The organism is Tenacibaculum caenipelagi (genome assembly GCF_004363005.1).
GTDB classification, from domain to species: domain Bacteria; phylum Bacteroidota; class Bacteroidia; order Flavobacteriales; family Flavobacteriaceae; genus Polaribacter; species Polaribacter caenipelagi.
In genome coordinates this window covers 165,353-180,478 of the sequence record NZ_SNYH01000006.1, presented here as the reverse complement: position 1 = coordinate 180,478, position 15,126 = coordinate 165,353, and the positions used below count along the sequence as shown (strand labels likewise).

The following is a 15,126-nucleotide window of genomic DNA, read 5'->3' as shown; positions in this document are numbered from 1 at the left end:
TTTGTTTATTCTTTATCTTTTTTATCTGCTTTTGATATTCCGCCATTTAATAAATCAGCTATAGTATTAGGGTATTTTACCACAAATAAGTCAGCCACATCTATTGATAATTTTATCATAGCCACATCATTAAGCACCTTGTTTTTAAGCACTTCTGGCAATTCTTCGTTATGTAATATTTTTTTAAATGGATTTTCCATAATTATTACAATTCGTTATACGCTTTTATCACTTTTTCTTTTGCTCTTTTCAAGCGCATTTTTACTGCACTTTCACCTAATTCTAATCCTTCAGAAATATCTTTTACACTCATATCATCTTGATATTTCATTAATAAAATCATTTTCTCAACAGGAGAAATCATTTCGAGTGCTTTTACCAGTTTGTCTGATTTTAACTCAAAAAGCGTAGCGTCATTAATAGCATCAATACTACTTTCTTCTTTTATTTCATCTGTTACTACTGTTACCTTCTCTTTTTTCTTTTCTTTATCCCTTTGCACATAGTTTACACAGAAATTATATGTAAAAGAATACAACCATGTAGAAAACTTTGACCTTCCTTTAAATGTTCTTAATTTAATAAATAAGTGGATAAAAATATCATGCGTTAAATCTTGTGCCTCTTCTTTGTTTTTTGAAAAACCGTAGCATTTGTTGTAAACCACACTAGCATAACGGTCGTATAAAACAGCAAATAAATGAGTATCATTTTTCTCTACTATTTTACGAACCAAATCTTCGTCGTTTAACTTTGTTACATCAATACTCTCCAATGGGCAGTACAGTTAGTTTTCTTTTAGATATAATACTGTTTAGACACTTAACACAATAAAGGAGTCACTCAACTCCCTCTCTTTCAATACAATTTAACAAAATTTTAACATTAATAAGAAATATTCTAAGAAAACCAAAAAAAATGTAACATTCTCTTCATCTCATACGTATAAGGTAATGTAGACTGATTGAAAAATTAAAACATACTTGAAGTAGATGAGACAACTTAAAATTACAAAACAGGTTACTAACAGAGAAACCGCATCTTTAGATAAATATTTGCAAGAAATAGGAAAAGTAGATTTAATTACGGCTGATGAAGAAGTAGAATTAGCGCAGAGAATTAAAGCTGGTGACCAAAGAGCACTTGAAAAGTTAACCAAGGCTAACCTACGTTTTGTGGTATCGGTTGCTAAACAATATCAAAATCAAGGATTAACACTTCCTGATTTAATTAACGAAGGGAATTTAGGATTAATCAAAGCGGCAAAACGTTTTGATGAAACTCGTGGTTTTAAATTTATTTCCTATGCAGTATGGTGGATTCGTCAATCTATTTTACAAGCATTAGCAGAGCAATCTCGTATTGTACGTTTACCGTTAAATAAAATTGGTTCTATCAACAAAATCAATAAAATGTATGCTTTCTTAGAGCAAGAAAACGAGCGCCCACCAAGTGCTGAAGAAATTGCCAAGAAGTTAGATATGACGGTAAATGATGTTAAAGAGTCAATGAAAAACTCAGGTCGTCACGTATCAATGGATGCTCCGTTAATTGAAGGTGAAGATTCTAATTTATATGATGTATTAAACTCAGGTGAGTCGCCAAACCCTGATAAAACTTTATTACACGAATCATTACGTATTGAAATTAATCGTGCTTTAGAAACCTTAACACCTCGTGAGGCTGACGTAGTTAAATTATACTTTGGTTTAGGAGAACATCAACCAATGACTTTAGAAGAAATTGGTGAAACTTTTGATTTAACACGTGAGCGTGTTCGTCAAATCAAAGAAAAAGCAATTAGAAGATTAAAACATACATCTCGTAGTAAAATATTAATGACCTACTTAGGTTAAACAATACTAACAATAACAAATAGTTATCATAACTATTCGTTTTTTGATTAATGAATGGAAAGCTCTCAGTTTAGAGAGCTTTCTTTTTTTGGATGATATAGCTGTTTTGTAGGAAACAATCTAGTAATCAACAAAAAGATTACTTCGTTATACTTCCCCGTAATGACTTATATTTGCATTTAATAACAACACAACAACATTTAATTAATGGAAAAACTTGTAGCCCCATCAATTTTAGCGGCTGATTTTGGCAACCTACAACGTGATGTTGAAATGGTTAATAACAGTAAAGCTGATTGGTTCCATATTGATATTATGGATGGCGTTTTTGTACCAAACATTTCGTTTGGAATGCCTGTTTTAAAATCAATCACAAAACATGCTAATAAAACTATTGATGTACACTTAATGATTGTAGATCCTGATCGCTATATTCAAACTTTTGCCGATTTAGGAGCTGATATTTTAACGGTACATTACGAAGCTTGTACTCACCTACACAGAACGATTCAAGCAATTAAAGCTGCAGGAATGAAAGCTGGAGTAGCTTTAAACCCACATACGCCAATTGCAGTTTTAGAAGATATCATCAAAGACTTAGATGTAGTCTGTATTATGAGTGTGAATCCTGGATTTGGTGGGCAATCATTCATTGAGAACACCTACAAAAAAATTCAACAATTAAGAAACTTGATTGAATTTAGTGAAGCATCTACTTTAATTGAAATTGATGGTGGAGTGACCGATCAAAACGCTAATAAACTTATTGAAGTTGGCGCAGATGTATTGGTAGCTGGAAGCTTTGTTTTTAAAAGTGATAATCCAACGGATACCATTTTAAATTTGAAAAACATTATAAATTAAGAAACCACTGGCGTATTTAGAGCTTTTCATCTCTATATACGCCAATGATTAATTATACTTGTGATTCAGTTTTTTCTCTAAACTCTAAAAGTGAGTTTTAAACACCTCCACAATAAGGTTTATTCATACAAATATAACCAGGAGGAAGTGGATTACAATTTGTACACATAACATAAGTCCACCCTCCTTGAATAGATTTCTGTTCTGATTTATTTAAAATTGAACCTAAGTTTGAGATATTTTTTAACATAATTAAATATTTTGAGTTTCCTTAAAAATATTTTGTAAAAAATAATTCAACCCATAAAAAACCATAATAAAAGTACGTCTTTTCCTTACTTTTTTTAAAAAAATAAATCTAATGCCCTGATTTTAACTAAAATATTAAAATTGCTCTAGCAAATAGTTAATTAAATCGGTAGTAGTTACAATACCTACCAACTCATTACCATCAACTACTGGTAATGCATGAAACTCTTTTTTTGCTAAGATTTCTGCTACTTCCTTTATCGTAGTTGTTGAACTTACAGTTACTAAGTTTTTTGCCATTACTTGATCAATTGTAAACATATTATATACCACAGTATCAACATCTGTTTCATTTTCATCAATAGCATCAGCAAAACTTATTCGTAATAAATCGGTATAACTTAACATTCCTTTTATCTCATTTCCACTTACTACAGGAATATGTCTTATACGTTCTTTTTTAAACAATTTCTCAGCTGTCATTAAATCATCAGTACTACTTAACGTAATTACTTCTTTTGTCATTATTACTGAAACGGGAGTTCTTTTTTTCATCTTTATATAGTTTTGTGTTATTATCCTCTTCAAATTTCATCAATAAATACTGATAAATAAGTGATTTAAATCATGTTATATCTGCTATTTTTTCAGTACCTAACTGTAATTATTTAGTTATTTTTACAGAAACATTAGATTTTGATAGAAGACTTACAGAAATACTACGGTTATTTATTTGAAGAAGCATTATTAAAAGAAATAGCTGATGTTGCCATTGCTAAAGATATAAAAGCGAACGATATTATTATTGATATTGGAAGCTACATTACTTCTATTCCCTTACTACTAAGTGGCGCTATAAAAATTTTACGTGAAGATAAAGAAGGTGATGATTTAGTTTTGTATTATATTGAAAAAGGTGATACTTGTGCCATGACACTTTCTTGTTGTATGGGAGAAACCAAAAGTAAGATAAAGGCTGTTGCCGAAACCGATGTAAGGCTATTAATGATTCCTAAACAGAAAATGAGTGAATGGCTTAGTAAATACAAGAGTTGGCAAGAGTTTATTTTACACAGCTATCATAATAGATTGCAAGAGTTTATTGATGCTGTTGATACCATTGCTTTTTTAAATATGGATCAACGTTTATTAAAATACTTAAAAGACAAAGCATTGGTAAATCATAACGATATTATAACTGTAACTCATCAGCAAATTGCAAATGATTTACATACCTCTCGGGTTGTTATTTCTCGACTTTTAAAAGCTTTAGAAAAACGACATAAAATAGAATTACATCGCAACCAAATTAAGTTGTTAGAACTATAACTCTACACTTAACTCTTATATCGACTGAACCTAATCAATATATTTTTTAATTATTCACATACACTAAGGCATCCTTTTAGGATGCTTTTTTTCATTGTAACATTAGTTACTGACTACTGTTTTTCTTGCCGCTAACTTTGTCGTTGTAAAACAGTAAAAATGAAAACATCATATTTTAGTTTATTTATAGTAGCACTTATCACGTCTACTACTATCCAAGCTCAAACTAAAACTTCAATTTCTAAAAGAGACGTTTTAAAAAGAATTCAGGAAAATAACATCTCATTAAAAATTTCTGAGCAAAACTATCAGCAAGCACATGCCGATTACAAGCAAACCAATGCTCTGTTCTTACCAAATATTACCGCTTCTCACACAGGAATTGTAACCTCCAATCCATTAATGGCGTTTGGTAGCAAATTGAATCAAGAAATTTTAACGCAAGCTGATTTCAATCCAGATTTATTGAACAACCCAAAGCGAACACAAAACTTTGCCACTAAAATTGAAGTACAGCAACCTTTAGTAAATTTAGATGGTATTTACCAACGTAAGGCTGCTAAAACTAAAATGGAAGCAACCAACTTGCAAACACAACGTACTCAAGAATATTTATTACTTGAAGTAGAAAAAGCATACATGCAATTGCAATTAGCTCACAAGGGAGTTTCAGTATTAGAAAAAGCCTTGAAAGCTGCGGAAGCTAACCAACAAATGGCAGAAAATAGCTTTAAGCAAGGGTATTTACAACGTGCAGACGTATTAGCGGTTGAAGTTCGAGTTACCGAAGTAAAAAACCAGTTACAAACAGCAAAAAGTAACGTAAAAAATGCTTCTAACTACTTGTCTTTTTTAATGAATGAAGAGCAAAACAACATTTATGAACCCTCAGATAGCTTACAAGTAAACCTAACCAATCAGTTAGCAGATATTACGATTTCAGAAAATCGTTCAGATATTAAAGCAATGGAATTAGCTTCTGAGGCTTATCAAAAAATGCACAAAGCAGATAAAATGGATTTTCTTCCACGCTTAAATGCTTTTGGTAGTTACGAATTATACGATGATAAAATTTTCAATGCAGATGCTAGTGGATATGTAGTTGGAGCACAATTAACTTGGGATATTTTCAAAGGTTCTAAACGCTACGGAAAAGCGCAAAAAAGTAAAGCTCAGTATGAAAAATCAAGATTAGAATACGAGCAGTACAAATCTAAAAGTCAATTAGAATTAAACAATACCAAACGATTGTTAACTGATGCTGAGGAACAGTTAAAACTAACCGAATTGGCTTTACAACAATCGGAAGAAGCCTTACGAATTAGAAAAAACAGGTTTAAAGAAGGATTAGAAAAAACATCCGATTTATTAACCGCTGAAACGCAATACGCTCAAAAACAATTAGAATATTACCAAACCATATATCAATACAACTATACTAAAGCTTATTTAGATTTTTTAACTAAAGAATAATCAACAAATGAAGACTATATATACAATCGCTCTTGCCGCATCACTCTTAGCAATAAGTTGTGGTAAAAAAGAAACAACAAACAATAACAACAAACCAACAGTAGCTGTAAAAGTTACTAAAGTAACCGCTAATGATAACAATCCGTTTATAACCGCAAGCGGAAAAGTGGAAGCTACCAACAGTGCTGAATTAAGTACTCGTATGATGGGTTATGTAACTAACATACACGTAAAAGTTGGTGATAAAGTAAATAAAGGTCAATTATTATTATCTATCAATAACAGCGATTTACAAGCTAAGAAAGCACAAGTAGAGGCTAACATTATTAAAGCGAAAGCAGGATTTTCAAGTGCTGAAAAAGATTACAATCGCTTTAAAAACTTATTTAAACAGAACAGTGCTTCTCAAAAGGAGTTTGACGACATCTCAACGCATTACAATGTTGCCAAAGCGAATTTAGAAGCAGCAAAACAGATGAGAAATGAAATCAATTCTCAGTTTGCTTATACTAATATCAGAGCTCCATTTTCAGGAGTAGTAACAAGCAAGTTTATTGATAAAGGTGCGATGGCGAATCCTGGGATGCCTTTAATTTCTGTAGAAGGAAAAGGCGGATTTGAAGTAACTGCGTTAGTGCCTGAAAGTGAAATTTATCAAATTAAAAAAGACACGACGGTTAATGTAACTATAAAATCGATCAACAAAATAGTTACAGGAAAAGTATCAGAAGTAAGTATCTCAGCAAAAAATACTGGTGGACAATACTTAGTTAAAATTGACTTAGATAAAACGGATTTCAACTTGTTATCAGGAATGTTTGCAACGGTAAAATTCCCTATTGAAAAAACACAAAAAAGCACTGACATGGTTTTAATTCTATCAGAAGCTTTAGTGCACAAAGGACAATTATCTGGAATCTATACCGTAAGTCAAAGTAATACCGCTGTACTACGTTGGTTACGCTTAGGAAGAACTTTTGGAGATCAAGTAGAGGTTTTATCAGGTTTATCTAATGATGAAAGCTACATTGTTTCTTCTGAAGGGAAACTATACAACGGAGCGAACATTACAATTCAATAAGTAAAAAATTGCGTTAGGGATAGAAGTAAGCTACCATGTAGCGCGAATAGCCCGACCACGAAGTGGTAACGCCCAAAACAATAAAAATGAAAGAAGGTTTAGCAGGAAAAATAGCCAAAGGGTTTATAGGCTCTAAACTTACCATCTTATTAATGGTAGTGTTTATGGTAATTGGTGTGTACAGTTCTTTTTTAATTCCGAGAGAAGAAGAACCACAGATTGATGTGCCTATGGCTGATATTTTTGTAGGATATCCAGGAGCGAGTCCTACAGAAGTAGAATCGAGAGTAATCAAACCCTTAGAAAAAATACTTTCGAACATCAAAGGAATAGAGTACGTATACTCTACTTCGATGAAAGAACAAGGAATGGTCATTGTGCAATTTTATGTTGGAGAAGACATCGAGCGTTCGTTCGTAAAACTATACAATGAAATTAACAAACACATGGATCAAATGCCGAAAGGTGTTACCATGCCTTTGGTAAAAACTCGGGCGATTGACGATGTACCAATGTTAGGTTTGACATTATGGAGTGAAAACTATGATGATTATCAGTTAAAACAAATAGCACAAGAACTTACCAATGAAATTGAAAAAGTAAATGATGTAGCGATTACTCAAAAAATTGGAGGTAGAAATCGTGAGGTGCGTGTAGTACTAGATAAAGACAAACTAGCTGCAAGTGGATTAGACTTTTTATCGGTTACTGAAATGCTGAAAGCCAGCAATCAGCAACTAAGTGCGGGGAGTTATGATAAGAATGATACAGAGTTTTTAGTGACTACAGGAAAATTTTTACAATCGGCAGAAGATGTAAAAAACTTAGTGGTTGGCGTACAACAAAATCAACCGATTTATTTAAAACAAGTTGCGAACGTACTAGACGGTCCAGAAATTCCTAAAAACTATGTAAGTTTTGGGTACGGACAAGCAAGTAGTAATGCTTCAACGTATCAATCAGAATATCCAGCAGTAACTATTTCAGTAGCAAAACGAAAAGGGGCTGACGCCATGCAAATTGCCGATGTTATTTTAGCTAAGGTTAATCATTTACGTACCAACTTAATTCCAGATAATGTACATGTTGAAGTTACCCGTAACTACGGTGAAACAGCCTCTCAAAAAGTATCAGAATTACTATTACACTTAATCGGTGCAATTATCGCAGTAACATTAGTAGTAATGTTAGCCATGGGTTGGCGTGGTGGATTGGTTGTATTCTTATCGGTTCCTATCACATTTGCGCTTACCTTGTTAAGTTACTACATGTTAGATTATACCTTAAACAGAATCACCTTATTTGCTTTAGTATTCGTAACAGGTATTGTGGTAGATGATTCCATTATTATTGCCGAAAATATGCACAGGCATTTTAAAATGAAACGATTACCGTTTAAGCAAGCTGCCTTATATGCTATTAACGAAGTAGGTAACCCTACTATATTGGCAACCTTTACCGTAATTGCTTCGGTATTACCAATGGCATTTGTTTCTGGATTAATGGGACCTTATATGAGTCCGATGCCAATTGGAGCTTCTATCGCTATGATTTTATCTCTGTTTGTTGCGTTAACGATTACTCCTTATTTAGGATATATTTTCTTACGCGAAAAAGACAAGCAAGGTACTGAGGAAAAGGTAGAAGAAGATGAAACCAAAGCAATGCAAAGCACGCTTATCTATAAATTGTATGAGCGATTCGAGCGCCCACTTATTGAAAATAAAACCAAACGTTGGACATTCTTAGGAATCACGATTGTTTTATTGCTAGGTTCGATGTCGTTATTCTTTACCAAATCGGTAGCTGTAAAAATGTTGCCTTTTGATAATAAAAACGAATTTCAGGTAGTGATCGATATGCCTGAAGGTACTACATTGGAACGTACCGATGCTGTGACCAAAGAAGTTGCACAGTATTTAGCTACACGACCAGAAGTAATAAACTACCAAAGTTATGTGGGTACTTCTGCACCAATTACCTTTAATGGATTAGTTCGTCATTACGACTTACGTGGAGGTAGCAATATGGCAGATATTCAAGTAAACTTAGTTGACAAAAAAGATAGAAGTATACAAAGTCATGATATTGCTAAATTGATGCGTGCAGATATTCAAAACATAGCTAAAAAGTTCAAAGCAAATGTAAAATTAGTCGAAGTTCCACCAGGACCACCTGTATTATCGACTATTGTTGCAGAGGTGTACGGACCAGATTATGACAAACAAATTGAAATTGCCAACGAGGTTCAAAACATCTTACACAATACCAACGATGTAGTAGATATTGATTGGATGGTAGAGGACAATCAAACTGAATATGAGCTTGTAATTGACAAGGAAAAAGCAATGTTATACGGTGTGGCACCTCAACAAATTGCTTACACCTTAAACATGGCTTTGTCTAACAGAGCAGTTTCAACGTTGTATGATGAAGATGCCTCTAATCAAGTAGGAATTGTGTTTGCTTTAGATGAAAAAGAGAAGTCTTCTGTTCAAGATATTGCTCAGTTACAAATTAAATCACAACATGGTAACATGGTTTCTATAAGTGATTTGGTTACTGTTGAAGAAAAAAACAGTGCAAAAAGTATTTATAGAAAGAATCAAAAGCGTGTAGTTTATGTGATGGCTGATATGGCTGGAGAATTGGAAAGTCCTGCCTATGCTATTTTAGGAATGGAAGAAAAACTAAAAGAAATTCCACTTCCGAAGGGATATAAATTAAATGAACTATACATAAAACAACCCGATTTTGAAGATGATTACACAGTAAAATGGGATGGTGAATGGCAAATTACCTTAGAAGTTTTTAGAGATTTAGGGATTGCCTTTTTAGGAGTCATCATTATCATTTACATGTTAATTGTAGGATGGTTCCAAAACTTTAAAGCTCCAATTGTAATGATGGTTGCAATTCCTTTATCAATGGTAGGAATTATTTTAGGACACTGGATGATGGGTGCTTACTTTACTGCAACTTCATTTATTGGAATGATTGCTCTCGCAGGAATTATGGTACGAAACTCTGTCTTATTGATTGATTTTGTCAATTTACGTTTGGCAGAAGGTATTCCGTTAAAACAAGCTGTTATTGAAGCAGGCGCTGTACGTACTACTCCTATACTATTAACCGCAGGTACTGTAGTTATTGGAGCATTTGTAATCTTATTTGACCCTATTTTTCAAGGATTGGCTATCTCTTTGATGGGAGGAACTATTACAGCTACTGCACTTACCTTATTGGTAGTGCCATTGGTATATTATTTAATTGAACGTAAAAATTATAAATAAAATGAAAAATAAAATTGTACGTGGTATTGCAGGAACTTTTATACTTATCAGTTTAATCCTAGCAATCAAAGTAAACATAAACTGGTTATGGTTTACTGCCTTTGTAGGTGCTAATTTATTACAATCATCATTAACCAAATGGTGTTTGATGGATGATATTTTAACCAAGGTTTTTAAAGTAAAAGATTAAAAAGTATTATTTAATATTTGCAGCAAAAAACAACTCTTATTAAACTATAACTGCTTATGTAACTTAAGTTACATAAGCAGTTATTTATGTTTTGTAATATTGCTCTTAATTAAACAACTAATTCCCCAAATATTTCCTTAAATAAAAACAGCAGAAAATATATTTTCTGCTGTTTTGTTATCGTGACCCAGAGAGGACTCGAACCCCCAACCCTCAGAGCCGAAATCTGATGTTCTATCCAGTTGAACTACTGAGTCTTTAAGTCTTTTTAAGCTAATTTAGCTTTTACAATTGCTGAGATTGTTTTCCCATCTGCTTGTCCTGCTAATTGTTTAGATACAATTCCCATTACTTTTCCCATATCTTTCATCCCTTCTGCACCAACATCTGCAATAGTTTTCTCCACAATATTTCCAATTTCCTCCTCAGTCAAAGCTTCAGGTAAAAATTGTTCTAAAACAGCAGCTTCTGCTAATTCTGGTTCCGCCAAATCATTACGTCCTTGCTCAGCAAAAACAGCAGCACTGTCTTTACGTTGTTTTACTTGCTTTTGAACAATTTTTAATTCCTCCGCTTCAGATAATTCACCTGCGCCAGCCTCTGTATTTGCCAACATAAAAGCCGATTTTAATGCTCTTAATGCTGTTAAAGCTACTGTGTCTTTAGACTTCATAGCTTCTTTCATTTTATCCATTACTTGTTTTTGCAAACCCATAGTTATCGTTTTTTATATTAAAAAAAAATCCCGAGTTATCGGGATTTTAAAAATAAGTGTTATTCTTTTATTAATCTACATTATCGTGTAAAAACGAGTTATTTGAACGTAATAAATCGTTGTTATCTGTATTTAATGCCGTATCTGACTTACTAATATCTGAACCTAATTCAATATCAACTCCTAACCTTTTATAGGCAGGTTGACGCTCAATATCATCGATATTTTTACTTACTTGATCGTTGAATTTATAGTTAAACCCTTTCATTTTATCTCTTCTTTCTTGCGCTCTTTGTTGCAATTCAGAAATTGTTAAACTCAAAGGAGAAACTTCTTCACTCGATGTTTCAATATTGTTAATCTCTTCTTTTGTTTTAGATTTTACCTCAAAACGCAACTCTTCTTCTACTTCTTCTTTTATTGTTGGTGTAGAGCTTTTACCTATAGTAGGCTGTACATTAAAATCGTCTAATATGTAACGCTTTTCAACTTTATGAAATTTAATCTCTTGTGCGCTTACCTCTATATTTTTAATCTCATTAGTAGTTTCTACTAAATGAGAAGAGGGTTTAATTTCTTCGTAAGAATTTAATGGTAAATCAAACAACAAATCTTGTTGAGTAGACTGTTGTTTTATTTCTTCTTCTACTTTAGGTTCAGTTATATTGGTTATAATAAAATCGTCTTCTGAAATAGTCTCAATAGCAATTTCATCATACACAACATTTATGTTTTTTATAGCTTCAGTTGTAGGAATTAAATTTATTTTTTTTTCAACTACTTCTTCTTCTAAAACATGAACAATTTTATCTTTAGGTTGCGATGATAAAGGTTCATTTATACTTGGTGACGCTTGTATTTTTTGATCTCCAAAATTATATGTTGCCTTTTGTTCATCTTCTAAGGTATGAACAATTTTTTTTACCTCTGTATTTGTTATGTTACCTTGTTGATCTGCCGCAAAACCTGTAGCCACTACTGTTACAGCAATTCCATCTTCTAATGCTTCATCTTCACCAATACCCATAATAATATTGGCATCATACCCTGCTTCATCTTGAATATAATCATTAATTTCTCCAATCTCATCTAAGGTAACCTCATTGCCCCCTGAAACAATTAATAACAATACATTTTTAGCTCCTGTAATCTTATTATCATTTAGCAACGGAGAATCTAATGCTTTAACAATAGCATTCTTAGCACGATTTGCTCCAGTTTCTTTCGCTGAACCCATAATTGCAGTTCCACTATTAGATAAAACCGTTTTAGCATCGTGTAAATCTATATTTTGCTTGTAGTGATGTGTTATTACTTCTGCTATACCTTTAGCTGCAGTAGCTAATACTTCATCAGCTTTAGAAAATCCTGCTTTAAACCCTAAGTTACCATAAACTTCGCGCAGTTTATTATTATTGATTACGATTAATGAGTCTACATTTTTACGTAACTCATCAATTCCTTTTTGAGCTTGTTTTGAGCGCATTCTTCCTTCAAACTGAAATGGCATTGTAACGATACCTACCGTTAAAATATCCATATCTTTTGCAATTTTTGCAATGATTGGAGCAGCACCTGTACCGGTACCACCTCCCATACCCGCAGTGATAAACACCATTTTGGTATGTGTACTCAACATTTGTTGAATTTCTTGAATACTTTCGGCCGCTGCTTGAGCTCCTACTTCAGGATTTGCACCTGCTCCTAACCCGGATGTTAAGTGTGCTCCTAATTGAACTTTATTAGGAATCGGGCTATTTTCTAATGCTTGTGCATCCGTGTTACAAATTACGAAATCTACTCCGTGAATTTGTTTACTATACATGTGGTTTACTGCGTTGCTTCCTCCCCCACCAACACCAATTACTTTAATGGCATTCGATTGTGTTTTTGGCATGTCGAATGAAATGTTATCAAATTCTGCGCTCATAATAACTTTTCTTTTTTATTAATTCTTATTCAATTTTACACTCCTTCTTAGGGGATTAATTCGGAGTAGTTTTATATATAATTACTCTGCGTTATCTAAAAATTCTTTGAATCGTTCTGTAAACTTATCAAAGATTGATTTAGATTTTTTCGCTTGTTGTTCCTTTTCTTCTGGGATTTCTTCAAAAATCTCTTCTTCTTCAACAGTAGTATTAACTACTGGTTTTTCTTCTTCAATACAAATATCATCTGTTTGTCCTTGTTTTTGCAAACCTTCCATTAACAATCCTACAGCAGTTGCAAAAGCAGGACTTGATAGTGCTTCATCTGAATCTCCTGCAAGGTGCTCATTTGGATATCCAATACGAACGTCCATTCCTGTAATATATTCTACTAACTGACGTAAATGTTTTAGTTGAGCTCCACCACCTGTTAATACTATACCTGCAATTAATTTTCCTTTCTGAGTTTCGTGTCCGTAATTTTTGATTTCTAAATACACGTGCTCAATAATTTCTTGAACCCTAGCATGTATTATTTTTGACAAGTTTTTAAGAGTAATTTCTTTTGGCTCTCTACCTCTTAATCCAGGAATAGAAACTATTTCGGTATCTTTATTTTCTCCTGGCCATGCAGAACCAAACTTAATTTTTAATAATTCGGCTTGTTTTTCAATGATTGAACACCCTTCCTTGATATCTTCTGTTATCACATTTCCTCCAAAAGGGATTACTGCCGTATGACGAATAATACCATCTTTAAAAATGGCCAAATCTGTTGTACCACCACCTATATCAATCAAAGCTACTCCAGCTTCCTTTTCTTCCTGACTTAATACTGCTGATGCTGATGCCAAAGGTTCTAAAGTAATATCAGATAAACTTAAACCTGCACTTTTTATACATCTTCCAATATTTCTAATAGAAGACACCTGTCCTACAACTACATGAAAGTTGGCTTCTAATCGACCTCCATACATTCCTATAGGCTCTTTAATATCAGGTTGACTGTCAACTTTAAATTCTTGTGGTAATACATGAATTATTTCTTCTCCAGGTAGCATTACCAATTTGTGTACTTGACTTACTAAATTTTCAATATCATTAGCATTAATAACTTCTTCAGACTTCTCTCTGGTTATATAATCACTATGATGCAAGCTGCGTATATGTTGTCCTGCAATGCCTACTACCACGTCACCTATTTGCTGTCCTGAAACACTTTGAGCTTCTTCAACAGCTTGTTGAATAGATTGAATGGTTTGCGTAATATTATTAACCACACCTCGTTTTACACCTAAACTTTTTGCTTTACCAATACCTAAAACTTCTAGTTTACCGTATTCGTTTTTTCGACCAATCATGGCAACAATCTTGGTTGTACCAATATCTAAACCAACAGCTATTTTATTGTTTTCCATCTTGATTTTTTTTTGTGCACACAACTTGGTTGTGGTATTTTACATTTATCGTTTTGTAATCATTTATGGTTTTGTCTTTAAATGCTTTGTTATAAAATGCTATTATTTTTTTAAACTTTTCTGACGCATTTGTCAACTCACCAAAAATTATTTTATAATCACCACTACGAACTGTAAAAGTGTATTCGTTTTGGACGTCTTTTTGAATAGCAATGATTTCTTTAGCAAAGAAACTATTACTATTTATAACCTTTATTAACGTTGTTAATTCTTTGATTTCTTTAGACCCCTTAACTCCTGAAACTAACGGTACTCTTGCTGAAAAATTTATTGATAAAGGAATTTTTATTCCATACTTATCAACATAAAAAGATTTATCTTTATCAACAATTCGAGCTATCGGCGTACGCTGTTTTATCACTGTTTTTAACACCCCATCTACAGTTAAAAACACAGCTGTTTTTTCAACATACGGATTCGCCGAAACACTAGCCTCTAGAAAGTGTAAATCTACCAATCTTTTCGGTTGGTTTTTAACAAATTCATTATTTTGTATTAACATTTTATCAACCATACTGTGTGTCAAAAAGTTATTATCTCCAGCTTCAAACTCAACTACCGTGTTTTTTACTTTCTTTACACCATTTCTATTAGTTGTAAACCCATACAAAAACGCTAAAAACATCAACAACACGAAAAAAGAAAGATATGTCACTACTTTTTTCAT

The 15,126-nt window shown here is 32.8% G+C and carries 15 protein-coding genes and 1 tRNA gene; 7 read left to right on the top strand and 9 right to left on the bottom strand.

Going from position 1 to position 15,126, the window contains the following annotated elements; translation table 11 throughout:
• Positions 1-5 precede the first annotated feature (5 nt).
• Both DFQ07_RS13790 and DFQ07_RS13785 read right to left on the bottom strand, forming a co-directional pair.
• A complete protein-coding gene (locus DFQ07_RS13790; RefSeq protein ID WP_133537837.1) occupies positions 6-200 on the bottom strand; it encodes a hypothetical protein in 195 nt (64 codons plus the stop codon).
• Positions 201-205: 5 nt separating this feature from the next.
• Positions 206-775 (bottom strand): RNA polymerase sigma factor, encoded by a 570-nt coding sequence (locus DFQ07_RS13785; RefSeq protein WP_133537836.1) that lies wholly within the window; start codon positions 773-775, stop codon positions 206-208.
• 217 nt (positions 776-992) lie between these two features.
• Between DFQ07_RS13785 and DFQ07_RS13780 the strand changes: the two genes are divergently transcribed.
• Both DFQ07_RS13780 and rpe read left to right on the top strand, forming a co-directional pair.
• On the top strand, positions 993-1,856 hold the full coding sequence (locus DFQ07_RS13780; protein ID WP_028891227.1) for a sigma-70 family RNA polymerase sigma factor: 864 nt from the start codon (positions 993-995) through the stop codon (positions 1,854-1,856).
• Positions 1,857-2,063: 207 nt separating this feature from the next.
• On the top strand, positions 2,064-2,720 hold the full coding sequence (gene rpe, locus DFQ07_RS13775) for a ribulose-phosphate 3-epimerase (protein WP_133537835.1): 657 nt from the start codon (positions 2,064-2,066) through the stop codon (positions 2,718-2,720).
• 97 nt (positions 2,721-2,817) lie between these two features.
• On the opposite strand, the gene DFQ07_RS15690 is transcribed toward rpe, so the two are convergent.
• The gene (locus DFQ07_RS15690) at positions 2,818-2,970 is read right to left on the bottom strand and encodes a hypothetical protein (protein WP_166627799.1); all 153 of its coding nucleotides are present in this window, start codon (positions 2,968-2,970) and stop codon (positions 2,818-2,820) included.
• A 134-nt stretch (positions 2,971-3,104) separates the two neighbouring features.
• Complete coding sequence (locus tag DFQ07_RS13770) at positions 3,105-3,524, bottom strand: CBS domain-containing protein (RefSeq protein WP_133537834.1); 420 nt, start codon at positions 3,522-3,524, stop codon at positions 3,105-3,107.
• Between the two features lie 141 nt (positions 3,525-3,665).
• Here DFQ07_RS13770 and DFQ07_RS13765 point away from each other — a divergent pair, with 141 nt between their 5' ends.
• From DFQ07_RS13765 to DFQ07_RS13745, 5 genes are all read left to right on the top strand, one after another.
• Positions 3,666-4,298: a Crp/Fnr family transcriptional regulator gene (locus DFQ07_RS13765; RefSeq protein ID WP_133537833.1), complete on the top strand. Its 633-nt coding sequence runs from the start codon at positions 3,666-3,668 to the stop codon at positions 4,296-4,298.
• Between the two features lie 159 nt (positions 4,299-4,457).
• Positions 4,458-5,771: a TolC family protein gene (locus DFQ07_RS13760; protein ID WP_133537832.1), complete on the top strand. Its 1,314-nt coding sequence runs from the start codon at positions 4,458-4,460 to the stop codon at positions 5,769-5,771.
• Positions 5,772-5,778: 7 nt separating this feature from the next.
• Positions 5,779-6,852 carry an efflux RND transporter periplasmic adaptor subunit gene (locus DFQ07_RS13755; protein WP_133537831.1) on the top strand — a complete coding sequence of 358 codons (1,074 nt, stop codon included), beginning with the start codon at positions 5,779-5,781 and terminating at the stop codon, positions 6,850-6,852.
• Positions 6,853-6,938: 86 nt separating this feature from the next.
• Positions 6,939-10,145 carry an efflux RND transporter permease subunit gene (locus DFQ07_RS13750; RefSeq protein WP_133537830.1) on the top strand — a complete coding sequence of 1,069 codons (3,207 nt, stop codon included), beginning with the start codon at positions 6,939-6,941 and terminating at the stop codon, positions 10,143-10,145.
• Between the two features lies 1 nt (position 10,146).
• The gene (locus DFQ07_RS13745) at positions 10,147-10,335 is read left to right on the top strand and encodes a YgaP family membrane protein (protein ID WP_133537829.1); all 189 of its coding nucleotides are present in this window, start codon (positions 10,147-10,149) and stop codon (positions 10,333-10,335) included.
• A gap of 183 nt (positions 10,336-10,518) precedes the next feature.
• Here DFQ07_RS13745 and DFQ07_RS13740 read toward each other — a convergent pair.
• The 5 genes from DFQ07_RS13740 to DFQ07_RS13720 form a co-directional block, all read right to left on the bottom strand.
• Positions 10,519-10,592 (bottom strand) — tRNA-Arg (locus DFQ07_RS13740).
• Positions 10,593-10,603: 11 nt separating this feature from the next.
• Positions 10,604-11,050, bottom strand: coding sequence for a GatB/YqeY domain-containing protein (locus DFQ07_RS13735; protein WP_133537828.1), 447 nt, complete (start codon positions 11,048-11,050; stop codon positions 10,604-10,606).
• Between the two features lie 70 nt (positions 11,051-11,120).
• The gene (ftsZ, locus tag DFQ07_RS13730) at positions 11,121-12,980 is read right to left on the bottom strand and encodes a cell division protein FtsZ (protein WP_133537827.1); all 1,860 of its coding nucleotides are present in this window, start codon (positions 12,978-12,980) and stop codon (positions 11,121-11,123) included.
• An 81-nt stretch (positions 12,981-13,061) separates the two neighbouring features.
• Entirely contained in the window at positions 13,062-14,399 is a 1,338-nt protein-coding gene (gene ftsA, locus DFQ07_RS13725) for a cell division protein FtsA (protein ID WP_133537826.1), read from the bottom strand.
• Positions 14,386-15,126, bottom strand: a complete 741-nt coding sequence (locus DFQ07_RS13720; RefSeq protein ID WP_133537825.1) for a cell division protein FtsQ/DivIB — start codon at positions 15,124-15,126, stop codon at positions 14,386-14,388. The genes ftsA and DFQ07_RS13720 overlap by 14 nt, the downstream gene beginning before the upstream one ends.

What these genes read in the sequence shown, in the direction of transcription:
- DFQ07_RS15690 (WP_166627799.1), bottom strand. Translation starts at nt 2,970, where the DNA reads ATGTTAAAAAATATCTCAAACTTAGGTTCAATTTTAAATAAATCAGAA.
- ftsA (WP_133537826.1), bottom strand. Translation starts at nt 14,399, where the DNA reads ATGGAAAACAATAAAATAGCTGTTGGTTTAGATATTGGTACAACCAAG.
- DFQ07_RS13755 (WP_133537831.1), top strand. Translation starts at nt 5,779, where the DNA reads ATGAAGACTATATATACAATCGCTCTTGCCGCATCACTCTTAGCAATA.
- DFQ07_RS13745 (WP_133537829.1), top strand. Translation starts at nt 10,147, where the DNA reads ATGAAAAATAAAATTGTACGTGGTATTGCAGGAACTTTTATACTTATC.
- DFQ07_RS13770 (WP_133537834.1), bottom strand. Translation starts at nt 3,524, where the DNA reads ATGAAAAAAAGAACTCCCGTTTCAGTAATAATGACAAAAGAAGTAATT.
- rpe (WP_133537835.1), top strand. Translation starts at nt 2,064, where the DNA reads ATGGAAAAACTTGTAGCCCCATCAATTTTAGCGGCTGATTTTGGCAAC.
- ftsZ (WP_133537827.1), bottom strand. Translation starts at nt 12,980, where the DNA reads ATGAGCGCAGAATTTGATAACATTTCATTCGACATGCCAAAAACACAA.
- DFQ07_RS13780 (WP_028891227.1), top strand. Translation starts at nt 993, where the DNA reads ATGAGACAACTTAAAATTACAAAACAGGTTACTAACAGAGAAACCGCA.
- DFQ07_RS13735 (WP_133537828.1), bottom strand. Translation starts at nt 11,050, where the DNA reads ATGGGTTTGCAAAAACAAGTAATGGATAAAATGAAAGAAGCTATGAAG.
- DFQ07_RS13760 (WP_133537832.1), top strand. Translation starts at nt 4,458, where the DNA reads ATGAAAACATCATATTTTAGTTTATTTATAGTAGCACTTATCACGTCT.
- DFQ07_RS13720 (WP_133537825.1), bottom strand. Translation starts at nt 15,126, where the DNA reads ATGAAAAAAGTAGTGACATATCTTTCTTTTTTCGTGTTGTTGATGTTT.
- DFQ07_RS13790 (WP_133537837.1), bottom strand. Translation starts at nt 200, where the DNA reads ATGGAAAATCCATTTAAAAAAATATTACATAACGAAGAATTGCCAGAA.
- DFQ07_RS13750 (WP_133537830.1), top strand. Translation starts at nt 6,939, where the DNA reads ATGAAAGAAGGTTTAGCAGGAAAAATAGCCAAAGGGTTTATAGGCTCT.